Source organism: Hydromonas duriensis (genome assembly GCF_004363775.1).
In the GTDB taxonomy this organism is placed as follows: Bacteria; Pseudomonadota; Gammaproteobacteria; order Burkholderiales; family Burkholderiaceae; genus Hydromonas; species Hydromonas duriensis.
Map to the genome: position 1 here is coordinate 18,094 of NZ_SNZE01000004.1, position 23,338 is coordinate 41,431.

The following is a 23,338-nucleotide window of genomic DNA, read 5'->3' on the forward strand; positions in this document are numbered from 1 at the left end:
GCTCGATATCGTCGAGCGTTTTTTTATGTACGCGCATAAATCAATATGCCCGCCGCGATGCACCAAAAAACCGTTGCTAAACTCAGGGCGGCCCATAAAGACATTTTGTCGACCAAACAATAAGCCGAGATTAAGTACACCGCATAAGGCAACAATGCCCACAGACCAAAGGCGATGGTCGCTTTAAGCTCGGCCTGACTGCGTTCCATGCCGACGATGTAATGGCTGATGAGGGCAAAACTGGGAAATAATGGCACCAGCCCCGCGAGCAAAAAATATCGACTGCGCGACAATAAAGCGATGACGAGTACGACGATTGCACCTAAAACAGCTTTTAAAAAAAGAGTCATAACGCCCGAGTCCGTGGCTAAAATAAAATTAAAGTAAATGGGCGCAAATGGGCGCGTGATCTGAGCGGCTGCGCCATGTGGGGCCACTGTAAATTTTGGACGCTTGTATCGCCAGACCTCTGACATACAATCGGTCAAGCTTAAACCACGGAATTAAACTGGGGAAAGTGCGTCCCACATCTTCTTGTTGAAAATGTTCGACCACGTCCGTGACTTTGAGATGATGGGTTAATGCGCGATGAACGTGCAAGTTCCAATCGTTAAAATCACCGCCGATGATTAAGGTGGCGTGTGGCGGCACATGTTGTTCAATGTGTTGAATTAAGGCATGGGCTTGGCGGTTGCGTCCGCCTTTGAATAAGCCAAAATGGGCGCAAATCACATGCAATTCACTGTAGCGAGGGTGCTCAATCACCGCGTGCAATAAGCCACGCTGTTCTAAACGATGGTCTGATACATCGATGTTTTGCCAAGACACAATTGGAAACTTCGACAAAATGGCATTGCCGTGGTTGCCGTGTCGATAAATGGCATTGGCACCATACGCACTAAATGGGTAATGATTGTCGTGCAAACTGGCCAGTTGAGATTGACCTTTGAGCGTATGGTTAATGACGCGCTTAACATTGACCTCTTGTACTTCTTGTAAGCATAAAATATCGGCCGATAGCTCGTTGAGCCCTGCGCGCAGTTGAATGACGCGCGAACCTTGGGTCATTGAGTGGCCTTTGTGAATATTGTAGGTGGCGACAGTGAGCATGGTGGTGATTAGTCAAAAACGAGAACGGATGTCCGCGATTTTAGCGCATAACGTTCGTGTTGCGCTAAGTGTTCGCAAAGTGGCTCGATTCATGGCGTTGTCATCAATAAATATGAAACCTTGGATGCGGTTTGCGGGCGCATCCGTCCATTTTTTCCAAGCATCAAGACTGTTGTTGGCAATCCCATTGGGCGTTGCCGTGGCAAAAATGGCGGGTTGAGCTTTGAGCACATCTTCAATGTTCACGGTCGGCGCGGCTAAGGGTAAGTCCGCAAAAATATTGCGTGCGCCACAACGTGCCAGTGCGTCAGTCACCCAACTGTTGCGCCCCAATGTCATCAATGGACTGGACCACACTTGATAAAACGTCGGTAAGATGGGTTGCGGAGCGTCTTTGAGTAAGTCAATTTGCTGATACGCCTTTAAGATAATCGGCGCAGTTGCAAGTTCCGTGCCTGTTAATTGCGCCAAGCGCATCAAAGCCAGTGGGATGTCGGGCAAGGTGTCAACGCGGTGAAAATAAACAGGAATATTTAAACGCTCTAACGCTGCAATTTGTGCCGTTGAATTGCCCCCTTGCCATGCCACGATGACATCGGGCTTGAGCGCGGCGATGCGCTCAAGGTCAAGGCTTTGATAGTCGCCGATGAGGGGAATGCTTTGAGCCGCATGAGGAAAGTCACTGGATGCGCTCGTGCCAACGATTCGCGCGCCCACGCCAATGGCAAAGAGGTTTTCAGTGATGGATGGCGCGAGTGACACGATGCGCTGGGCGGGGCCATTTAAGGTCAATGTGCGCCCTGTGTCGTCACGAATGGTCAGGGCGTGTGCCGTTTGACTGATGAGCCATACGCTGATAATCACGCACAATAAACACACGCGTCTGAAACAAAACAACCCAACATGTGGCGCAGACAAACGGTTCATGGGTTTCATTATTTGACAGCACCGCTGTTGGCTGCGTTTGAACGGCCGCTTTGGGTTAAAAAACTGACTTTTGATAAGCCAGAGGTTTGGGCTGCGGTTAATAAATGTGCAACCTTGGCATAAGGTACGGCTTGGTCGGCGCGAATGTGTACGGGTGTTTCGGCATTTTTGGCCGCCAGCGCAGTCAGGCTACCGAGTAAATCGGCGTCTTTTACCGCGTGTCCGTCGATGAAGTATTGACCCTGTGCGTCAATCGACAAAACCACGGGTGTCTTGTCAACAGCAGTGCCTTGTGCTTTTTCATTGGGCAATTCAACTTTGACCGAGTGAGTCAGTAGCGGGGCTGCCATGATGAAAAAAACCAGCAATACCAGCATCACATCAACCATCGGCGTGACATTGATGTCCGCCATCGGACGGTGCCCTTGGTTTCTTTGAGAATTGAACGCCATGATTTACTTTCGATTGTTCAAAATGTCGTGTGCAAACGAGTCCAGTTCAGTTTGAAGGTTTTGATTGTTGCGGCTGAAAAAGTTATAGGCGAACAATGCGGGTAAAGCCACCACCAACCCAAACGCCGTCATAATCAAAGCCTCCCCCACGGGGCCAATGATATTGGCAATCTCAAGTTGACCTTGCGCCGCCACTGAGGTCAAGGTGCGATAAATGCCCCAGACCGTACCGAGTAAGCCGACAAACGTGGCTGAAGAAGCCACGGTCGCCAACAACGTCAGTCCCTTGTCGAGGTGCTGGTGAGCCAAGCGAACCGCGTGTGATAATTTACGCTCGAGGGTGGCGGTGTCCATTGCTTGGTTCTCGAGTTGCGCGATGGGTGTCAGTAGGTTTTCTTTATCAAATGTTTTCATCGCACTTAAGCGCGAGTCATTGTCTTTGTTGTGCCAAAAGGCGGCCAAGCCTTTGTCCAAATCGCGCAGGCGCATCAGCATGGACATCCTCATGAAAATCACACCCCAGCTTAAGATAGACATGAGTAATAACACCAGTACGGTGAAATGCCCAAATGCGTCGCCTTGCGACCAGAAATGTTGTAAGTTAAAAGAGTTATCCATAAGTTTCGCGTGTTTGAAAATGGTTTAGGGTGGGGTATTTTTGAGGTGCTCAATAGAACCCATTAAGGCGCATATTGTAACAAGGGTTGACCGTGCATATTTTTCAGGCATCAATAAACGTTGCTGTGTCACATTCAACTGTTGCGACAATCATAGGTGAGTTTGACTTCAGAAAAGCTCTCAACAGTTTCTCCAGCTGAATTTTTCATCGTTGGAAACTTGAGCTGTTTGGCTTGAGTGAGGGCCAGTTCATTCATGCTGCGGTCTTTACTGGTGTTGATGCTCGCGTTTTTAACTGAGCCGTTGATTGATATGCTGACATGAACAACAACCTGCCCTGCGATGCTTTGTCGTTGTGCAAATGCAGGACAGTTCATGGCGCGAGTCAATGGCTCGTTGCGCAAAGGTGCGCTTGAGGCGGCGGCGATTGATGCACTACTGCTTGGTGAATTTGCGGCTGATGGAGGGTGAGTCTGGTTTGCCTTGCCCTCAATGGTTGGTGCCGTTGAGTTTTGATTGCTGGGCGTGATGCTGTTTGTTGAATGTTGTATGGATTGTTGCGTGTTTGCTGTGGACGCAGGGGCTGCTGTGGTTGTTAAGACGCTATTATTGTTATCGGAGTCAGATTGGGGCGTGGGTTGCGGCGATGCGCTGCTTGATGGAGCGACCTCTTTATGAATTGGGGAGGACAGTTCAACAATGGTATCAACTGTTTGAGGAGGCAAGTCTGGCTGTTGTAATGTCTTGGGCGCGCTCATCCACAACCAAGTGAGCACACTTAGATGCATCAACAAACTGAGAGACAGAAAAAAACGAGACATGAGGCGTTTCAGTAAAAACGCCCAGCATCGGCTGGGCGTGAGCGATGTAGTGTTGATTTAATCTTTTAACCCCAACACATCTTGCATGTCGTAATAACCTGCGCCATGTGCGTTTAAAAACTTTGCTGCGCGCATTGCGCCTGTGGCGTAGGTGATGCGGCTGGAAGATTTGTGTGTGATTTCGACGCGCTCGCCTTGTCCCATGAACATCACTGTATGGTCACCAATCACGTCACCACCACGGATGGTGGAAAAACCAATGGTTTGGTCGTCGCGCACCCCAGTGACGCCTTCTCGTCCATAAATCGCACAATCTTTCAAATCACGCCCTAAAGCGTTAGCGACCACCTCACCCATTTTCAATGCGGTACCAGACGGCGCGTCCACTTTTAAGCGGTGGTGGGCTTCGACAATTTCGATGTCGTAACCAGAGTTCAAAATTTTGGCGGCAAGCTCAAGAATTTTTAAAGTGGCATTGACGCCTACGCCCATATTGGGGGCGAACACCACGCCGATGTGTGCGCCAGCCGCGTGAATCTCGGCCTTACCCGCGTCATCAAAACCTGTCGTGCCAATCACACAATTGATGTTGTGTTTGATACAAATGGGCAAATACGCCAAAGTGGCTTCGGGGCGTGTAAAGTCTATCACGCAGTCCGCGCCCATGAGGGTTGCTTCAACATCGTTGCTGATTAGCACACCTGTGGTTTGACCGAGAAACTCACCAGCATCTTTACCCAAAAACGCGCTATTGGCCGAGTCCAGTGCGCCATGCAAAATAATACCGTCGGTTTGTAAAGCGGTTTCAATGAGCATCCGCCCCATGCGGCCTGATGCACCCGTAATGACTAATTTCATTCTGTTTTCCAAAAATCAAAAAAGAAAAGTCCTGCTTCTCGTTCTAGTGAAACGGCTGAAGCAGGGGCTTTGATTGAATGCGTACTTATTTGCTGGCAGGCTTGGCGACAGGCGTTGTCGTTTCAACGGGGAGGTCACGTTCGATTTTTGCGGCGACGCCTTTGTTGAACCAAATGGTGATGCGGCGTTGATCGGGTTTTTGATAATGTTTATCTAGGCGATAAATATAATCCCAGCGGTCAGCGTGAAAAATGTCTTGTAGAATGGGTGAACCAATGGTGTTGGCGACTTCTACTTTGGTCATGCCCTCACGAACCATGCCAATCCGATCCGCTTCAACCACGTTGCCTTGTTGAATGGGGGCTTTATAAGGGATGTTGACGCAGGCCGCGAGAGAAAGCGTCATTCCTGCGGCCAAGCAGAAGTGTGACAGTGATTGAGTCATTGATTTTTTCATGGACAGGTCTTTCATGAATGCGAAAAAAGTAAGTTTTTGTAACGGTTTGGTTCTTGATGAAAATAAAGCACAATCAAAAATATCGAAGTTATGCCGTATTTTCATCACAAAATATAAATAAGGCAAAGCGGCTTGAGTTGGCTTCGCTCGCTTGATGCCCTGAATTGTTGTAAGATTAACATAAATTGGGATTAAAAAGCGGTATAAGCCGCGCAAATCAGAGGAAATCATGGATAAAACGTTTGAGCTCAAAAGCAGTGGTTTGAAAGTCACATTGCCACGCTTGAAGATTTTGGAGCTTTTTCAAAACAGCGTCGCCAATGGCGAGCGTCATTTAAGCGCGGATGATGTGTATCGTGTGTTGATGAATGAGCAAATGGACATTGGCTTGGCCACGGTGTATCGCGTTTTGACTCAGTTTGAGCAGGCGGGTTTATTGGTGCGCCGAAATTTCGAGTCGGGCAAAGCCTTGTACGAATTGAATGAGGGCGAGCCTCATGACCATTTATTGTGTTTAAACTGCGGTAAAGTTGAGGAGTTTTCTGATGCGCAAATTGAGGCGCGTCAACATGAAATTGCTGAGCAATATGGTTATGTGTTGCATGAACGCGCCATGAGTTTATACGGCGTGTGTGCCGATTGTCAGACGAAGTCGAAACGCCGTTAATCGTGACCGTGAAACGAACAGCGCAATGCGCTGTTTTTATTTGAGATGTTTTATTTGAAAAAGATTTGAAAAGTTGAGTATGAGTGAAACAATAAATCGCCGTTTTTCAGGTCTTGACCGTTTGTATGGCGACGGTGCTGCACAACGTTTGAGCCAAGCGCATGTGTGCGTGGTCGGTGTCGGTGGTGTCGGTTCATGGGCGGTCGAGGCTTTGGCACGGTGTGGCGTGGGGCAGTTGACTTTAATTGATGCAGACCATGTGGTTGAGTCGAACGTGAATCGACAAATTCAAGCCTTAGAGCCGAGCTTGGGGCAGGCTAAAATCACGGCATTGGCGCAACGCATTGCGCTGATTAACTCTCAATGTGTGGTGCATCAGGTTGATGATTTTATTGATGACAGTAATTTAGAGCTTATCCCTACCGCTGCTGATGTGGTGCTCGATTGCACCGATCAGGTTAAGGCTAAATTGGCGATGCTGCTCGCTGCTCGTCAACGCCGACAGGCTTTTTTGTGTTGTGGGGCGGCGGGTGGTAAGCAAGATGCGACACGAATTGTCCAAGCCGATTTGGCGTTGAGTATTCAAGACCCCATTTTGGCGAAAGTCCGTTCACGGTTACGCAGTCACTTAAAAAAATCAGGCGCGAATATGAGCGGTTGTGCACATAAACTGGGCGTGCCCGTCTTGTTTTCAGATGAAGCGGTGCGCTATCCAGCTGCGGTGTGCGATGCCAATGAGGCGTCGTCATCAGGGGTGCACGGTTTGAATTGCGCAGGTTTTGGCTCGTCGGTGATGGTGACGGCGAGTTTTGGCATGGCGGCGGCTCAGTGGGCGGTGGCACAGATTTTGAAAGGTAAATCATGAGTGATTTTGATGTGAGTGCTCAAATTGCGCAGTTGTTTGTTTATCCCGTGAAGTCATGTGCGGGGGTTGAAGTGCAAGAGGCAGTGTTGACCTCGACAGGCTTTAAATATGACCGCGAATGGGTGTTGGTTGATGATGCTCATCGATTTGTCAGCCAGCGCGAATATCCGCGTATGGTTTTGATTGTCCCCAGCTTGACTGATGAGGCGCTCGTACTGCGTGCGCCCGATATGCCTGAGTGTGTGATTCCATTTGCGACACAGGGTGCGGTTGTCCAGATGCAGTTATGGGATGAGGCTTTGCAAGGGGTTGATATGGGCGATGCGGTGGCGCAATGGTTGAGCGCCTTTTTAAATGCGCCTTTGCGACTGTTGCGTTTTGATTCCAATCATGAACGTGTGTGCAGTGAAAAGTGGACGAAAGAACACCGTGCCCACACGATGTTTGCCGATGGCTACCCATTGTTGATGATCAGCGCGGCGGCGATGGATGATTTAAATACGCGCTTGGCTGCGGCTGGGGCGGCGCAAGTCACCGCCTTGCGCTTTCGCCCGAATATTGTTTTAAACAATATGGCTGCGCATGATGAAGATTTACTCGATGACGTGTACATCGAGGCGGCGGGTGTACAGTTGCGAAATGTTAAACCCTGCGTGCGCTGCCCCATTCCTAATATTGAACCGACAAATGCGAAAGTGGATTCAATCGTCACAGATACGCTGTTGACCTATCGTCGCAATGCCAATATGGAAGACCAACCGACTTTTGGTATGAATGCGATTGTCGTGCAAGGGGTTGGGCAGGTGTTGCGGGTTGGGCAAGCGGTGGAGGCCAATTACGTTTTTTAGTGCATGAGGGTTGATACGCGCTCATACGCTGTTTTTATGGCAAAAAGCGCATGATGCCGTCTTGCAAAGGGCTAAATGCTGCGGTTTTGATGTGAGCGTTGGATAAGCCTCGACGTGTCCACTCATTACACGTTGTGAATATGGAATAACGTCCTTCGGCCTCGTAAAACGCATCGTGATCGTTGTAGAGGGCGGTGGTGTTGATGCGCATGACACTGCCTTTGCTGTCGTAGGAGAAACTTTGGTCGATGTGCTGAATAATCGCTTGTAATTGCTGGTCATTGATGTTGAGCATGCGCACGCTCTCACTCACCTGAGGTTGCGCAGTGGCTTCAATGTGCATGGCGGTGCGCCCTAAGCCTGTGGCGGCGATGAATGCCGTTGAGGCTTTCAGGTCAGCCCAAGTCGGGGTGTCGAGGTAAAAACCTTTATCGCCCCAGCCGAACGACATGTAAGGCAAATGCCCGTTTTCATTGTGTACATCAGCCGCAGGAATCACCTCCCGCCAGTCTCGTAGATGCGTTGTGATGGGCATTAAGATGTCTGTGTGCACGCCATTTGTGCGCACATAAATGGTGGTGAGTGGTTCAGTTGCTTGTTTATCGGGCAACGACCGATTGACTGGAATCCGACTAAGCGTCACGACCGCTAACACGTAGACAGCGACAAAAGCAACGAGTGCCACAATGAGCACTCGAATCAAACGAATTAATGTTTTCATTGTTTATTGATATTGTTGTATTTTAAATTCAAGATGGGTTTTGATGGCTGGCCATTCGTGCGCGCCAATCGAGTAAACCGCAGTATCGCGTAAAGTGCCGTTGGGCATGATTTGGTGGGCGCGCAAAATACCATCGAGTTGTGCGCCCAGTCGTTCTATGGCGCGGCGGCTTTGGGTGTTTAAACGATGGGTGCGGAACTCAACGGCGATGACTTTCCATTGCTCAAACGCATATTCAAGCATCAAATGTTTCACTGCGGTGTTTAATACTGTGCGCTGAACCCGTGGCGAGTACCAAGTCGAGCCAATTTCGGCGCGTTGATACAACGGCGTTTGCTCGATATTCATGAAACTGGTCATGCCAACAATCTCATCAACCCCATTCAAAGTGCGGATGATGGTCAGCGGAATCATTTTACCTTGTTCAAAAAGACCCAAGCGGCGTTCAATCTCTGCCGCAACCCCTTCAATGGTCGGCACAGTGGTGTACCACAATCGCCATAACTCGCCATCGGCCGTGGCTTTTTGTAAACCTTCAACGTGGGCTAAAGAGGACAGTTCAAGTCGGACAAATTCGTTGGACAATTGGAGTGCAGGCAGTCGGCTCATGATGGACTTTCAGGGTTTAAATATTTTTGTTGGCAGTCATGATAATAAGGTAGGGAAGCAATCGCAGCAATGTGTTTTTGATTTTTCTTGGCAATAAAAAACGGCCTTGCCGCCATAAGCAAGGCCGATGATGTGAATCGTGCAATCGCATCAAATGATACGTGAGTGTTTACTTGCCCTGAATCGCGCCTGCTGGGGCCACAAAATTAAATGTGGACGCTGGTGCGCCGCTGTTTTTGCTGATGCCAGAGAAGTTTAATACAGTCACTTGCCCCAATGTGTCGTACAGTTCCATGGCATCGGGTAAACCATTGCGCATGCCAATATTCACTTTAGTGAAGTTGCCACTTTTTGATTTGGGCACGGCTGTGACCCAAGCACGGCCATCGGCCGAGCCACCATCCGACAAGGTGAAATTGGCGGACAAGTCTTTGCCACCGAACAGAATCGCGGCTGGTGACGAGCCAATCGCGCTGCCCAAACTGCGTTTGGTGACTTGATTGAGGTCTTTGTCAAAAATACTCAGGGTTTTACCATCGCTGACCAAGACTTGTTCATACGGTGCTGTATACGTCCAGCGGAATTTTCCTGGGCGAGCAAAAATAAATGTGCCTGAACTGACTTTTTTTGCACTGCCGCTTTTGCCAATGACTTTTTGCGTGAAGCTGCCAGATGCGCTGCTGGTCGTGCTGTTGAATTGTTGCAAATCGTCGATTGGTGTGGCGTGTGCCAAATGGCTCAAGCTGACTAAAAGTGTGGTGGCGAATAACTGAGGTAAAACAGATTTAAACATAGCTGTCATGGCCTTGTTGAAGGTTAAAGAAAATGTACTAAGGTTTAAAGAAGTGTTCGGTTGACGACAAACGGGCATTGTTATGGCATGGGCGTCGAAAGGCGTGATTTTACTTGAAAAAAGCGAGGGGTTCTTCACGCCTTAATTTAAATGTCTCTAAGTTGTTTCGCTAAAAAATGTTCGCACCACTTCTTCTTGGCGGGTGCGGGCAAATGCAGGTAGACTTTGCCAAATTCGACGACCGTAAGGCTTTGAAATCAAACGCGTATCACAAATCATCAACACGCCTTTGTCGGTTTCGGAGCGAATCAAACGCCCCGCGCCTTGCTTAAGGTTAATGACGGCTTGCGGCACTTGGTAGGTCATAAAGCCATTTTCACCTTTTTCTTCAATTGCCTTCAAACGCGCCGCCAACACGGGGTCATCGGGAGGAGCAAACGGCAGCTTGTCAATAATGACGAGCGATAAAGCCTCACCGCGCACATCGACACCCTCCCAGAAACTTTGTGAACCGACCAATACGGGGTGGTTCGCGGCACGGTATTGATTGAGTAATTCGGTGCGCGATGCACTGCCTTGCACGAGCAGCGTCCAAGGCAAATCGTGCGTTTTAATCTGTTCGTCAAGCCACGCTGCGTAGCGTTTCACCGCAGCCAAAGTGGTGCAGAGCAAAAATGCACGGCCATTCGACGCTTGTAAAACAGGCCATACTTTATCTAGCATGGCGTTGCCAAAAGCGCGATGAGACGGCTCAGGCAGGCCTTCGGGTACGTAAAGTAAACCTTGCTTTGGGTAGTCAAATGGGCTGTCCCATGTGGCGGTGACGGCATCGTTTAGCCCCAACTGCTCCGTGAATAATGAAAAGTCCTTTTTGACGGACAAAGTGGCTGAGGCAAAAATCCAAGTGCGCAAGTGATCTGATTCGCGTTGACGTGTGAAGCCTTCCGCCACAGACAGCGGGGTGGCGTTCAGACGAACCGAATAGGTCATGGCCTCAATCCAACGCACCATGTCTAAACCCGTTTGGTCGCGCCATTGGATATACGCGGTGATTAATCCACTGAGGCGTTCGGCGCATTGTGCCAAGGTCTCCGCACGAACCGTACTGGGCTCTATTGTTTTTAGGCTATCTTCTAAAGTGTCAATGAGCGTGTCTAACGCCGTCCATAGGGGTGAATCAGATGGCAACTGGTCTGCACTCCACCGTCCGTTGTCTTCGCCACAGGCGATGCGAAAATCTTTCACAGCGCGTTCCATACGGTCTTTGAGCGCGCTCCAATCCAAAGCGTCTCTGGCGTGCGTGATGCCCTCGGCAAGAAAGTCTCTCGCCAAATCAACAATTTGGGCGGTTGAAACTTGTTGCCCAAAAAACACGCTGGCGATGTCGGGCACTTGGTGGGCCTCATCAAAAATCACCGTATTGGCAGCAGGCAATAATTCGGCAATGCCCTCTTCACGCAGCATCACATCGGCAAAGAACAAATGATGATTGACCACAACCACGTCGGCTGCTTGAGCGTCTTTGCGCGCTTGCATCACGAAGCATTCTTTGTGGTTGGGGCAGTCCGAACCAAGGCAGTTTTCGCGGGTTGAAGTGACTTGCGCCCACACTTGCGCATCATCTGGAATGTCAGGCCACTCAGCTTTATCGCCGCGTTTCACGAGGTTCAAATCTTTTTTAATGCGATTAAGGTGCTTCACATCCTCGCGTCCAAACAAGCGGCCATTGAGTAGGGTGCGTTCGAGATGATAGTGACACACATAGTTTGAACGCCCTTTGAGCAGCGCAATCGAAACGGGTGCCGCGAGCACATCGCGTACCGTTGGTAAGTCGCGTTCAAATAATTGGTCTTGTAAAGTTTTTGTGCCCGTTGAGACTATGACCTTGCCGCCCCACATCAAGGCGGGGGCCAGGTAAGCAAAGGTTTTCCCTGTTCCCGTCCCTGCTTCGAGTACGGCACAACCGACATCGTTCAAGGCTTGAGTGACCGCTTGAGCCATTTCGAGTTGCTCATGACGAGTGCGATAATGGGGCAAGCGTTGCGCGAACACGCCCCCTTCGCCAAAAATTTTAGTCAGTTGCTGCTGCTGTTCAAAAGGCAAAGTCGAGGGGCGGGGTGGATTTTGGATGTTGGTATCTGACATTTAAAGTGTGCCGAAAAAAGTGGTATTTGTTTTTCGGGTATTTGGGTTGGCTTGATTATTTATGCGTGTCATAAAAAATCAAAGGCTTGCCATCGGACATCGTTGGCAAGCCGTGTAAAAACAACAGCAACGGTTATTGCACGGGTGCATTGGCTAAGGCCGCCGCTTGAGCGGCTTGTGCCGCTTTGGCCGCGTTCTTTGCTGCTTCGATGCGCGCTTGTTCAGCATCAGCCCGTTTTTTTTGCATCTCCAGTATTTTAGTTCGTTTTTGGTTGTACAGGGTCACATTCTGGGCGCGCTCTTCGGGTGAGAGTGTGTCGGGGTTCGCCAGTTTAGCGTTATAGGCTTGAATCTTTGACTCGTAAGCGGCTTTGCTGGCCGCCCGTGCAGGGGCTTGGGCCGCCTCTGAGCGGCGGTAGTCTTCTAATTTTTGCGCCAAGGCCGTTCGACGAGCGTTCGCCTCATATTGACGAATATAGTAACGCGCAGACGTGCGCTCGATTTGAGCGGCATCCCATGTGGCGTTACGTGTTGCACTGGCTTTGTCGATGCAGCGATTGACTAAAAACACCTTGAGGCAAGCCGCTTTATCAAGTAACAAGTCGGTATCGGCTTGATTCTGTTTGGCAATGGCAGCGGCTTCTTGCATTTGTGCTTGTTTCAAAGACTTGATTTGCTTGCTGCGCTCAACGACCTTGGGTTGAGCCAACTCATCGTCCGTGGTCACTTGAGTTTTTGGGGTTGCGCAGCCCGTCAGGCTCAGAACTATGGCACAATACGCGGCGAATTTAGAAGACTTGAGCTTTTGTGGAAAAGTGTCGAGCAACCGATGGGGTGTTTGTTTGCTTGTCATGAAGTACATATTTGAATCCTTTGGATGCGATTTGATTCCATTGCTGTCCATGTGGTCGCATCATCTTTTAAACTCGAATGGTTCAACTGCTTTGTGTGTGACCTTGTCTAGCGCAAGGTACGTGCTAAGTAATTATCACATGAATAGCTGATATAAAATATGACAATTGTTAAAAATAATGAATCCGAGATGGTTCTACACAATCGTATTATCCTCCAAATTGCCGCAGATTTGCAGATTCGCGCCGAGCAAGTGCGTGCCACAGTAGAATTACTTGATGAAGGGGCGACTGTCCCTTTTATCGCACGGTATCGTAAGGAGGTCACACAAGGTTTAGATGATACACAATTGCGCGACTTGCATGAGCGTCTGGGTTATTTGCGTGAATTGGAAGAACGCCGTGCGGCGATTGTTAAATCAATTGATGAGCAAGGCAAGCTCACGCCTGAATTAGCCGTTGCAATTGACGCGGCCGCGACCAAACAAGCGTTAGAAGACTTGTATTTGCCATACAAACCCAAACGACGCACCCGCGCGATGATTGCTCGTGAGGCGGGTTTAGAACCTTTGGCGTTGGCGTTGTTGGCCAATCCGAACCTCAATCCAAACACCGAGGCGGAGCAATACATCAATTTGAACCCCGATGTGCCTGTGGCTGATGTTAAAGCCGCTTTGGACGGGGCACGGGATATTTTGGCGGAAAATTTTGCCGAGCATGCCGAGTTGTTGGCGCAGTTGCGTGGGTATTTGCACAAAAATGGCGTTGTCTATGCTGCTGTGGTTGAGGGCAAAGAAACCGAAGGCCAGAAGTTCCAAGATTATTTTGCTTACGACGAACGATTGAGCCAAATTCCCTCTCATCGTGCTTTGGCCATGTTCCGAGGTCGTAACGAGGGCGTGTTGAGTGTGCGCTTGGGGCTGTCGGAGGAGTTGGAGCAACTCGCACCGCATCCGTGTGAAGCGTTAATCGCGCAACAATTTAATATTGCGGATATGAATCGCGCAGCCGATGCCTTTTTGCTCAACTGTTGCCGTTGGAGCTGGCGTGTTAAGCTGCAATTGCATTTGGAAACAGATTTGCTTGGTGATTTGCGCGAAAAAGCAGAGACTGAAGCAATTGCTGTCTTTGGCAGCAATTTGCGCGACTTATTGCTCGCCGCACCTGCTGGGCAAAAATCCATCATGGGGCTTGACCCAGGCATTCGTACGGGCGTGAAAGTGGCGGTGGTTGACGCAACCAGCAAGTTGCTTGCGACCGATACCATTTATCCGCACCAACCACGCAATGACTGGGAAGGTTCTGTTCATCGTATTGCGGTACTGGCAAAAATGCACGGCGTGCAGTTGGTCGCGATAGGCAATGGCACGGCGAGTCGTGAAACTGAAAAATTGGTGGCTGACGTCATGAAACGCCACCCAGAGTTGGGTTTGCAAAAAATCGTTGTGTCGGAAGCAGGCGCATCGGTTTATTCCGCTTCAGCGTTGGCGGCGCAAGAGTTCCCTGATTTGGACGTGTCATTGCGCGGTGCGGTCTCCATCGCTCGACGCTTACAAGACCCACTGGCCGAGCTGGTTAAGATTGACCCAAAATCCATCGGCGTGGGGCAGTATCAACATGATGTCAATCAACGTGAACTCATGCGCGGTCTGGATGCTGTGGTCGAGGATTGCGTGAATGCGGTCGGTGTTGATGTCAACACGGCATCGGTTCCCTTACTTGCGCGAATTTCGGGGCTTAATAATGTGTTGGCAAAAAATATTGTTGAATATCGCGATGCCAACGGCGCATTTCCCAACCGTAAAGCTTTAAAAAATGTACCGCGTTTGGGTGAAAAAACCTTTGAGCAAGCGGCAGGATTCTTGCGAATTTCCAGCGACTCGCCTGATGCCAACCCACTTGATGCATCATCGGTTCACCCTGAAGCCTATCCCGTGGTTGAGAAAATTTTAGCCAAAATAAAACAAGGCATCCGTGATGTCATGGGGCAGCGCGAAGCCTTGAAAGGCATTTCGCCTGCTGAGTTTACGGATACGCAATTTGGCTTGCCGACCGTCATGGATATTTTCAGCGAATTGGAAAAACCAGGGCGCGACCCGCGTGGCGAATTTAAAACGGCAACATTCTCGGACGGTGTAGAAGACATCAAGGATTTGCAACCTGGCATGATTTTGGAAGGTGTTGTGACCAATGTGGCAGCATTTGGTGCATTTATTGACATTGGCGTGCATCAAGATGGTTTGGTTCACGTATCGGCTTTGTCCAATAAATTTGTACAAGACCCGCGCGAGGTGGTTAAAACGGGGCAGTTGGTTAAAGTCAAAGTGATGGAAGTCGATGTGGCGCGCGCGCGAATTGGTTTAAGCATGCGTCTGGATGACGAGCCAAGCAGCACCCGTAGTTCGGCGAGTGCTCCTGCTGAACGACGCAATGACCGAGCCCAAGGCGAACGTTCGCGCTCTGGCCATAATCAACGCGGCTCATCCGCCGCGCCGCCCAATACCGCATTTGCACAGGCATTTGCCAAATTGAAGCGATGATAAAAAGATGCCTTCGGGCATCTTTTTTGTGCCCAATCCAACCTTTGTGTTGTTTTTTTGTTACGATAGGTCTCGACTACTTAGAATAGGAGGCCGTATGAATCGCCGAGATTTTATGTTGAAAACATTGTATTCAAGCCTGGCTTTGGGTTTTGCGGGTGGTGCTCAAGCGCAAAACGCCATGTCAGGTATGAATCATGCAGGCATGCGCATGCCTGCAGCAGACCTGACGAACGCGGCACCTTTGGCCAGTTTGGATGTTTTGCCCAAAGGCTTGCCATTGTCTACACTGCCTGTATTGGCTAACCAAAGTAGCGATGCACAGTTATTTAAAGCCACTTTGACCGCCGCGCCGATGACCCATGAAATCATCAAGGGTAAGCCGACAACGATTTGGGCTTACAACCAAAGCGCAGCACCGCTTTTAATCGAGTGGACCGAAGGCATGACGGTTGAGATAGAGTTGATTAATGACTTACCGCAAACGACTACAATTCATTGGCATGGCTTGCCTGTGCCCCCCGATCAAGACGGTGCGCCGCAAGATGGTGTCCCGCCGAAAGGTCGACGCATGTATCGTTTTACGTTGCCTGATGACTGTGCGGGCACGTATTGGTTTCATCCACATCCGCATGGCATAACGCATGAGCAGGTGTTTCGAGGCTTGGCGGGAGTGATTGTGGTTAAACCCAAACACAAAGACGCTTTGACAGATGTCAAAGAAGTGCATTGGGTGGTGACAGATTTAAAGCTCAATGCCGATGGTCGCATTGCTGAAAACGATGCCAATGATGTAATGAATGGTCGTGAGGGGCAATTTTTATTGGTTAATGGTCAATATCAACCAAGCTTGAATGTGAGTGAGCCCGTGCGTGTTCGTTTGTGGAATGCCACCAATGCCCGTTTTTTGAATTTACAGTGGCTTGGTGAATCAGGGCAGGCGCAGGATTTGCTGCAAATTGGTACAGATGGTGGCTTGTTAACAGCGGCTGAGTCGCATTCCACTTTGTTGGTCGCTTCGGGAGAGCGGGTCGAGTTGCTGTTGTCGCCAAAAGAATCGAAAATGAGTGTGCATGCCAGTGCCTATAATCAGGGCAAAATGGGGGGTGCTAAACCCACGCCTGCCACGCCTTTATTGAGCATTCATGCGAGTCCAATGGACAAAGGTCTAGAGCTTCCCGCGCAGTTGCGAGCCATCTCCCCGCTGGGGGGGGCGACAGTGACACAAAACGTGGTTTTCTCTGAAACCATGAGCATGGAGAACGGTGTGCATCAGATGAACTTTTTGTTGAATGGTAAAAAATTCGATATGCAGCGTGTTGACTTCACCAGCAAAGAGGGTGAAATTGAAGAGTGGCGTGTTGAAAACACATCGGATATGGACCATCCGTTTCATATTCACGGCGGGCAATTTCAATTGCAGCGCCGCGAATGGATAGACCCCAGCCGTGGTTCACCAACCGCATTTTCATTGGCTTGGAAAGATACCGTGAACGTCAAGTCGGGTGAGCGCGTGGTGTTTAAAATGGTACAAAAGCATAAAGGCTTGCGCATGTTGCACTGTCATATTTTGGAGCATGAAGATGCAGGCATGATGGCCAATTTGAATGTGGTTTAAACAGCTGAAACTCAATTGAAGTACACCAAAAAGCGAGGCGCATGCCTCGCTTTTTTTAAACCTAATTTGAAATTAACCCGTCAGTTGACGGCTAATTAAAGACTTCACGGGTGATAACGCGTTCGATACGCGCAACACCGCACCACGCAACAACTTAGCGGGCGGTGCTTCATTGGTGAATAGCTTAACCACGAAGTTGGTGCCATGATAAATCGGGCGGGTTTTCAATTGGTGTCTGCGATCGTATTGTTGCAGCAACTCACCAGAACCGATGTCGCGCCCCATTGTTTCGGCTTTTTGAATCAACTCACTTAAAGTGTTCTGTCCATACAATCCAAGGTTGTAACCGTGTGCAGTGACAGGGTGCATCCCAACGGCAGCGTCGCCGATAAGGGCAAAGCGTGTGCTGTAAAAACGTCGTGCATGCGTGCCCACCAATGGATAGCGATAACGTGAACTGGCAACCTTGATTGTGCCAAGCCGACCATTGAGGCGTTGCTCCAAGTCCGCCGCCAAAGCGTCATCACTTAAATCCAACACTTCAGAAGTGCGTTGGCTGTCGATGGTGATGACGGCACTTGAAAGGTGTTCTGTCAATGGCAAAATCGCCAATGTGCGTCCGTAGTGAAAGCATTCAAAAGCGGTGTTTTCATTTGTGCCGCTGTGTTCAATGCGGCAGGTGATGACGGTACGACCAAAGTCGTGCATGTCTACGGGAATGCCCATTTGCTGGCGGGTTTGTGAAAAACGCGAGTCTGCGGCCACGACCAATTTGGCTTGAATGGTTTCGCCGCTTGATAAACAAACCGTGGCCTGTGATGAATCCGCGTTCACCGTTTGTACTTTTTGTTCAGCGAACCAAGTTAAGTTGGCTTGTGGTTCGGTTTTTTCAAAAAGTGCTTGGCGGATGTGGTGATTGGAAACCAAGTACCCAAGGGTGTCATCCGAAAGGTTCTTGCTAGCAGTTGGGGTTTTGAAATGCAATTCAAAAGGTGAATCGCCATCCACCACTTTAGCCGAACGCAAATAAAAAATTTGCCCCTCAGGAATCGCTTGCCAAGCCCCTAGTTGCTGCAACAGTTGTTTGGATGGATGCGTTAAGGCAATTTCACGGCCATCAGGAGCGGGTGTGCGCAATTGCTCCATATTGGCGGGGTCGACAATGGCGATGCGCAAAGCACTGTGCGCCAGTGAGCGGGCAAAACTCAAGCCAGCAGGCCCTGCGCCGATAATGACAATATCAAAATGTGAAGTGCTCATGTCTATCCTTTGTAAAGGGGCGGAAAATATAAAAAAGCAACTGTTTTTAACCTGCAAAAGCCAAGGCAAATAAAGCCAAAATGGCTAAGAGATTACCACGAATACTGAATTATAAAACAGAATGGCTTTAAACCCCATTCCCAATAAGATTTATGCGCGGGTTCGGTTAAAGGCTAGGTGCGTCCATCATCCAAAGGTGCATGGTGAATCATTGTCCATGTAAAAAAATGAAACAATTGTTGTTTTTGAGTTGGCAGTAAAAGCGTGGAGTGTCCATTTTGGTGGTTTTAGTAGCGAAAATGCTGCATGTGCACATTTTGTGTTTAATGCGCTTGTCATGTATAATGGCGCGAATTGGCGTGAGGAAACGCCGCTTAATTTTTTTATGCCTTTTTTATGTTTTTTTTCGATGCCGCAGATTATCTTAACCACCCATTCAACGATTACGGCGACCTTGGCGTGGTGAGCGGTCATTGATGCTTGATACAATGCGGCTCACCTTAAGTGAGCCGTTTTTGTATAACCCGTTTTTCAACTTTCAACCTGACGACTGAACGAGAATTTTATGATTAACATCACTTTACCTGACGGCTCCATTCGACAATTTGATGCGCCAGTGACGGTACACGGCGTGGCAGCGAGCATTGGCGCGGGCTTGGCAAAAGCAGCGCTGGCAGGGCGCGTTGATGGTGAGTTGGTCGACACCTCTTTCTTGATTGAGTCCGACGCGAGTTTAGCCATTGTCACGGACAAAGACGCTGATGGCTTGGAAGTGATTCGTCATTCAACCGCGCACTTGCTCGCCTATGCCGTTAAACAACTGTTTCCCGATGCGCAGGTGACGATTGGTCCTGTGATTGACAACGGTTTTTATTATGACTTCGCTTATAAACGTCCATTTACGCCCGAGGATTTACTGGCGATTGAAGCCAAAATGACCGAATTGGCCAAAAAAGACGAGGTGGTGACGCGCGAAATATGGTCTCGTGATGATGCAGTGGCATTTTTTAAAGCGCAGGGCGAAGATTACAAAGCAGAGATCATCAGCAGTATTCCCGCTGAACAAAAGATTAGCTTGTATCGTGAAGGTGACTTTATCGACTTATGCCGCGGTCCACACGTGCCATCAACAGGAAAATTGAAAGTATTTAAGTTGATGAAAGTCGCAGGCGCATACTGGCGCGGCGACTCGAAAAATGAAATGTTGCAGCGCGTGTACGGTACCGCTTGGGCCAAAAAAGAAGACCAAGCCGCATATTTGCACATGCTCGAAGAAGCCGAAAAACGCGACCATAGAAAACTCGGCAAAGCACTGGATTTATTCCACATGCAAGACGAAGCCCCTGGTTTGGTGTTTTGGCACGCCAAGGGCTGGAGCATCTGGCAAGAAGTCGAGCAATACATGCGTCGCGTCTATCGTGACAATGGCTATCAAGAGGTGAAAGGCCCGCAAATCATCGACCGCACTTTGTGGGAAAAAACGGGCCATTGGGATAATTACAAAGACAATATGTTCACCACCGAGTCGGAGAATCGCAGCTACGCGCTCAAGCCGATGAACTGCCCAGGACACATTCAAATTTACAACACAGGTTTACACAGCTACCGTGACCTGCCTTTGCGCTATGGTGAGTTTGGTCAATGCCACCGTAACGAAACATCAGGCTCGTTGCACGGCATCATGCGTGTACGTGGCTTTACGCAGGATGATGGGCATATTTTTTGTACAGAAGAACAAATCGAAGCCGAAGTGGCTGCCTTTGATAAACTGGCGCGTAAAGTGTATAAAGACTTTGGTTTTGAAGAGCTGGCGGTCAAACTGGCCTTGCGCCCAGACAACCGCATCGGCTCAGATGAAACATGGGACAAAACCGAAAATGCGATGCGCGAAGCCATCCGCGCATCAGGTGCTCAATGGGAAGAACTACCAGGCGAAGGCGCGTTTTATGGCCCGAAAATTGAATACCACTTAAAAGACTCGATTGGCCGCTCATGGCAATGTGGCACCATGCAGGTCGATGCGTTTATGCCCGAGCGTCTTGGGGCCACCTATGTTGACGAAAATGACCAACGCCAAACGCCTGTGATGTTGCATCGTGCGATAGTTGGTTCGTTGGAGCGTTTTATCGGGATTTTGATTGAAAGCCATGCGGGCGCATTGCCCACTTGGCTTGCACCTGTGCAAGTGGTCATTTGCAATATTTCTCAATATCAAGCCGAATATGTCGCACAAGTGGCACAAGAGTTGGAAAAACAAGGGCTTAGAGTGCAATTAGATTTGCGTAATGAGAAGATAACGTATAAAATTCGCGAGCACAGTTTGCAAAAAGTGCCTTATATCTTGGTCGTCGGTGACAAAGAGCGCGATAATCACGCTGTTGCCGTGCGTGCCCGTGGTAACCAAGACTTAGGCGTAATGGGTGTCGATGCGTTTGTTGCACACATCAAAGCTGAAGTTGAGGCACGACAATAATACAAAAAATCAAACTTGGCTCATGATTCATATTGAGCCAGTTTGGTTTTGATTTTTTAGGTAAATCATCGCGGACAATTGCAATGATTTTTAATTAAAACCCCATACGGTTTTTCCTCATTTTAAACGGAGTTTACTATCGCTACGCAAGCAAACAAAATGCAGCATCGCATCAACGGCGAAATCACTGCGCGCGAAATTCGATTGATTGGCATTGATGGCGAAGCCATTGGCATCACACCAACCCGCGAAGCCATGCGCATGGCCGAAGAAATTGATACTGATTTAGTTGAAATCTCGCCGAACGCTGAACCGCCCGTATGTCGCTTGATGGATTACGGCAAGTTCAAGTTCCAAGAACAGAAAAAAGCCGCTGAAGCCCGCGCCAAGCAAAAAATCATCCAGATTAAGGAAATCAAATTCCGTCCTGGAACAGACGAAAACGACTATCAAGTTAAATTACGCAATGTCAAACGCTTCCTTGAAGATGGCGATAAAGTCAAAATCACATTGCGTTTTCGCGGTCGTGAAATGGCGCACCAAGAAATTGGTATGCAGCTTTTGATTCGTGTTCGAGATGAGTTGGCTGAGATGTCGCAAGTCGAATCCATGCCAAAGTTGGAAGGTCGCCAAATGATTATGATGTTGGCGCCACCGAAGAAAAAATAATCGGTCAAAAAATAGTTTTAAATCATTTTTTGACTTAAAAATTATTTGAGTTTGTGTGAACAAACCCAAATAAGGCTGAATGAGGTGCGTCAGGGCAACCACGCACCCACATTCAATTAAAAGTGAATAGGGTTCCCAAGTGTCTCTAAGTTCGAGTCCACCTGTATTCATGTTAAAAACGGAGTTGTTATGCCTAAAATGAAGACCAAAAGCAGCGCCAAAAAGCGCTTCGTGGTGCGTCCAGGCGGGACTGTTAAACGCGGTCAAGCCTTCAAACGTCATATCCTGACCAAGAAGACCACCAAAAACAAACGCCACTTGCGTGGTGCTGTAAACGTTTCAGCTGCAGATTCAGCCGCAGTGAAATCTTTGATGCCTTACGCTTAACCCAACCTAAACCAAGGAGTAATATATGCCTAGAGTAAAACGTGGGGTCACAGCAAGAGCCCGTCATAAGAAAGTTTTAGCCCTCGCCAAGGGTTATCGTGGTCGTCGTAAAAACGTCTATCGCGTCGCCAAACAAGCGGTGATGCGTGCAGGCCAATACGCTTACCGCGATCGCCGCAACAAAAAGCGCGTATTCCGTGCTTTGTGGATTGCGCGTATCAATGCAGCCGCTCGTCAAAACGAGATGACTTACAGCAAATTCATGAACGGCTTGAAAAAAGCATCGATTGAAATTGACCGTAAAGTCCTCGCTGACTTGGCCGTATTTGATAAACCTGCATTTGCAGCGATTGTTGCAAAAGCAAAAGCAGCGTTGGCGTAAGCCGTTTCAAAAGCCAAAAAAATCGAGGCAAACCATTCGGTTTGCCTCGTTTTTTCTTGAAAATAATGTGTGACATGCTGATTTAAGCGGTTTTAAGTGTTTTTTATAAAAGTCTTGCCGAAAAGACTGTTTAAATCAATGTGTCGATTGTTTTGTTTAAACTTAAATAGCTGTCAAAAAAGTTTAATGCACCTTTAACTAAAGAGAATGTATGAGTGATTTAAATCATATCGTCGATGAAGCGCGTATTGCGTTTGCCAGTGCCAGCCGCCCCGCCGACTTAGAAAATGAAAAAGCCAAATTTTTAGGTAAAGACGGTGTCCTCACCAAAGAACTTAAAGCGTTGGGCGCATTACCCGTTGATGAAAAAAAACGACGAGGCGCAGAAGTCAATGCAATTCGCCAACAAGTGGAAGCATTGTTAAACGAGGCACGCAACGCGCTCGCTGAAGCCGCCTTGAATGCCAAACTCGCCACCGAGCAATTGGACGTGACCTTGCCTGGGCGTGGTTTAGCGGTTGGCGGCGTGCATCCTGTGACCCGCGTCACCCGTCGCGTGACCGCGATTTTTCGCTCAATGGGTTTTGAAGTGGCCGATGGCCCTGAAATTGAGAACGACTGGTACAACTTCACTTCGCTCAACAGCCCCGAAAATCACCCCGCGCGCTCGATGCAAGACACGTTTTACGTCGAAGACAAAGACGAGCGCGGTCATCCGCTGGTGTTGCGCACGCACACCAGCCCAATGCAAGTGCGCTACGCGCGCCAACACACCCCACCGATTAAAGTCATCGCCCCAGGTCGCACCTACCGCGTCGATTCGGACGCGACCCATTCGCCAATGTTTCATCAGGTTGAAGGCTTGTGGATTGATGAAAACATCAGTTTTGCCGATTTAAAAGGCGTGTACACCACATTCTTGCAACGCTTCTTTGAAGATGATGACTTGCAATTGCGCTTCCGCCCGTCGTACTTCCCATTCACTGAACCTTCGGTCGAAATCGACATGGCCTTCACCAAAGGCCCGAACGCAGGCCGCTGGTTGGAAATTTCAGGCGCGGGCCAAGTCCACCCGACCGTTGTGCGCAATTTTGGCCTAGACCCTGAAAAATACATGGGTTTTGCCTTCGGTTCGGGCTTGGAGCGCTTGGCGATGTTGCGCTATGGCGTGAATGATTTGCGCTTGTTTTATGAGAATGATGTGCGGTTTTTAAGCCAATTTCACTGATTGAGGCGGAACGATGCAATTGCAGATTCATGGACCGTA

At 49.0% G+C, this 23,338-nt stretch carries 25 protein-coding genes; 10 read left to right on the top strand and 15 right to left on the bottom strand.

Annotation, left to right across the window (positions count from 1 at the left end; genetic code table 11):
- Positions 1-23 precede the first annotated feature (23 nt).
- From DFR44_RS02680 to DFR44_RS11370, 8 genes are all read right to left on the bottom strand, one after another.
- Entirely contained in the window at positions 24-350 is a 327-nt protein-coding gene (locus DFR44_RS02680; protein WP_133619176.1) for a GlpM family protein, read from the bottom strand.
- 28 nt (positions 351-378) lie between these two features.
- The gene (locus DFR44_RS02685; RefSeq protein WP_133619177.1) at positions 379-1,110 is read right to left on the bottom strand and encodes an endonuclease/exonuclease/phosphatase family protein; all 732 of its coding nucleotides are present in this window, start codon (positions 1,108-1,110) and stop codon (positions 379-381) included.
- Between the two features lie 12 nt (positions 1,111-1,122).
- On the bottom strand, positions 1,123-2,037 hold the full coding sequence (locus DFR44_RS02690; RefSeq protein ID WP_162845127.1) for a cobalamin-binding protein: 915 nt from the start codon (positions 2,035-2,037) through the stop codon (positions 1,123-1,125).
- A gap of 8 nt (positions 2,038-2,045) precedes the next feature.
- Positions 2,046-2,489, bottom strand: a complete 444-nt coding sequence (locus tag DFR44_RS02695; protein ID WP_133619179.1) for an ExbD/TolR family protein — start codon at positions 2,487-2,489, stop codon at positions 2,046-2,048.
- Between the two features lie 3 nt (positions 2,490-2,492).
- Positions 2,493-3,107 (bottom strand): MotA/TolQ/ExbB proton channel family protein, encoded by a 615-nt coding sequence (locus DFR44_RS02700; protein ID WP_133619180.1) that lies wholly within the window; start codon positions 3,105-3,107, stop codon positions 2,493-2,495.
- 134 nt (positions 3,108-3,241) lie between these two features.
- Entirely contained in the window at positions 3,242-3,928 is a 687-nt protein-coding gene (locus DFR44_RS02705; RefSeq protein ID WP_133619181.1) for a TonB family protein, read from the bottom strand.
- 57 nt (positions 3,929-3,985) lie between these two features.
- Positions 3,986-4,786: a 4-hydroxy-tetrahydrodipicolinate reductase gene (gene dapB / locus DFR44_RS02710; protein ID WP_133619182.1), complete on the bottom strand. Its 801-nt coding sequence runs from the start codon at positions 4,784-4,786 to the stop codon at positions 3,986-3,988.
- 85 nt (positions 4,787-4,871) lie between these two features.
- Complete coding sequence (locus DFR44_RS11370) at positions 4,872-5,243, bottom strand: outer membrane protein assembly factor BamE (protein WP_162845128.1); 372 nt, start codon at positions 5,241-5,243, stop codon at positions 4,872-4,874.
- A 229-nt stretch (positions 5,244-5,472) separates the two neighbouring features.
- Here DFR44_RS11370 and fur point away from each other — a divergent pair, with 229 nt between their 5' ends.
- From fur to DFR44_RS02730, 3 genes are all read left to right on the top strand, one after another.
- Positions 5,473-5,910: a ferric iron uptake transcriptional regulator gene (fur, locus tag DFR44_RS02720; protein ID WP_133619184.1), complete on the top strand. Its 438-nt coding sequence runs from the start codon at positions 5,473-5,475 to the stop codon at positions 5,908-5,910.
- A 79-nt stretch (positions 5,911-5,989) separates the two neighbouring features.
- Positions 5,990-6,775: a tRNA threonylcarbamoyladenosine dehydratase gene (locus tag DFR44_RS02725; protein WP_133619185.1), complete on the top strand. Its 786-nt coding sequence runs from the start codon at positions 5,990-5,992 to the stop codon at positions 6,773-6,775.
- Positions 6,772-7,623, top strand: a complete 852-nt coding sequence (locus DFR44_RS02730; RefSeq protein WP_133619186.1) for an MOSC domain-containing protein — start codon at positions 6,772-6,774, stop codon at positions 7,621-7,623. The genes DFR44_RS02725 and DFR44_RS02730 overlap by 4 nt, the downstream gene beginning before the upstream one ends.
- Positions 7,624-7,657: 34 nt before the next feature.
- Here DFR44_RS02730 and DFR44_RS02735 read toward each other — a convergent pair whose 3' ends face one another.
- The 5 genes from DFR44_RS02735 to DFR44_RS02755 form a co-directional block, all read right to left on the bottom strand.
- Entirely contained in the window at positions 7,658-8,344 is a 687-nt protein-coding gene (locus DFR44_RS02735; protein WP_133619187.1) for a TIGR02117 family protein, read from the bottom strand.
- Between the two features lie 3 nt (positions 8,345-8,347).
- Positions 8,348-8,953 (bottom strand): GNAT family N-acetyltransferase, encoded by a 606-nt coding sequence (locus DFR44_RS02740; protein ID WP_133619188.1) that lies wholly within the window; start codon positions 8,951-8,953, stop codon positions 8,348-8,350.
- Positions 8,954-9,122: 169 nt separating this feature from the next.
- Positions 9,123-9,755, bottom strand: coding sequence for an outer membrane lipoprotein periplasmic chaperone LolA (lolA, locus tag DFR44_RS02745; RefSeq protein WP_246012030.1), 633 nt, complete (start codon positions 9,753-9,755; stop codon positions 9,123-9,125).
- A gap of 147 nt (positions 9,756-9,902) precedes the next feature.
- Complete coding sequence (yoaA, locus tag DFR44_RS02750) at positions 9,903-11,891, bottom strand: DNA repair helicase YoaA (protein ID WP_133619189.1); 1,989 nt, start codon at positions 11,889-11,891, stop codon at positions 9,903-9,905.
- A 133-nt stretch (positions 11,892-12,024) separates the two neighbouring features.
- Positions 12,025-12,753, bottom strand: coding sequence for a hypothetical protein (locus DFR44_RS02755; protein WP_133619190.1), 729 nt, complete (start codon positions 12,751-12,753; stop codon positions 12,025-12,027).
- 150 nt (positions 12,754-12,903) lie between these two features.
- Between DFR44_RS02755 and DFR44_RS02760 the strand changes: the two genes are divergently transcribed.
- Both DFR44_RS02760 and DFR44_RS02765 read left to right on the top strand, forming a co-directional pair.
- A complete protein-coding gene (locus DFR44_RS02760; protein WP_133619191.1) occupies positions 12,904-15,282 on the top strand; it encodes a Tex family protein in 2,379 nt (792 codons plus the stop codon).
- A gap of 97 nt (positions 15,283-15,379) precedes the next feature.
- Positions 15,380-16,900 (top strand): multicopper oxidase family protein, encoded by a 1,521-nt coding sequence (locus DFR44_RS02765; RefSeq protein WP_133619192.1) that lies wholly within the window; start codon positions 15,380-15,382, stop codon positions 16,898-16,900.
- A 72-nt stretch (positions 16,901-16,972) separates the two neighbouring features.
- Here the strand turns inward: DFR44_RS02765 and ubiM are convergent, their stop codons facing one another.
- Positions 16,973-18,160: a 5-demethoxyubiquinol-8 5-hydroxylase UbiM gene (gene ubiM / locus DFR44_RS02770; RefSeq protein WP_133619193.1), complete on the bottom strand. Its 1,188-nt coding sequence runs from the start codon at positions 18,158-18,160 to the stop codon at positions 16,973-16,975.
- A 186-nt stretch (positions 18,161-18,346) separates the two neighbouring features.
- Positions 18,347-18,634 carry a hypothetical protein gene (locus DFR44_RS02775; RefSeq protein ID WP_133619194.1) on the bottom strand — a complete coding sequence of 96 codons (288 nt, stop codon included), beginning with the start codon at positions 18,632-18,634 and terminating at the stop codon, positions 18,347-18,349.
- Positions 18,635-18,725: 91 nt separating this feature from the next.
- Here DFR44_RS02775 and thrS point away from each other — a divergent pair, with 91 nt between their 5' ends.
- From thrS to pheS, 5 genes are all read left to right on the top strand, one after another.
- The gene (gene thrS, locus DFR44_RS02780; protein ID WP_133619195.1) at positions 18,726-20,633 is read left to right on the top strand and encodes a threonine--tRNA ligase; all 1,908 of its coding nucleotides are present in this window, start codon (positions 18,726-18,728) and stop codon (positions 20,631-20,633) included.
- 159 nt (positions 20,634-20,792) lie between these two features.
- On the top strand, positions 20,793-21,302 hold the full coding sequence (gene infC, locus DFR44_RS02785; protein ID WP_133619196.1) for a translation initiation factor IF-3: 510 nt from the start codon (positions 20,793-20,795) through the stop codon (positions 21,300-21,302).
- A 189-nt stretch (positions 21,303-21,491) separates the two neighbouring features.
- A complete protein-coding gene (gene rpmI, locus DFR44_RS02790) occupies positions 21,492-21,689 on the top strand; it encodes a 50S ribosomal protein L35 (RefSeq protein ID WP_133619197.1) in 198 nt (65 codons plus the stop codon).
- A 25-nt stretch (positions 21,690-21,714) separates the two neighbouring features.
- Positions 21,715-22,071, top strand: a complete 357-nt coding sequence (rplT, locus tag DFR44_RS02795) for a 50S ribosomal protein L20 (protein WP_133619198.1) — start codon at positions 21,715-21,717, stop codon at positions 22,069-22,071.
- Between the two features lie 211 nt (positions 22,072-22,282).
- Complete coding sequence (gene pheS / locus DFR44_RS02800; protein ID WP_133619199.1) at positions 22,283-23,299, top strand: phenylalanine--tRNA ligase subunit alpha; 1,017 nt, start codon at positions 22,283-22,285, stop codon at positions 23,297-23,299.
- Positions 23,300-23,338 lie beyond the last annotated feature (39 nt).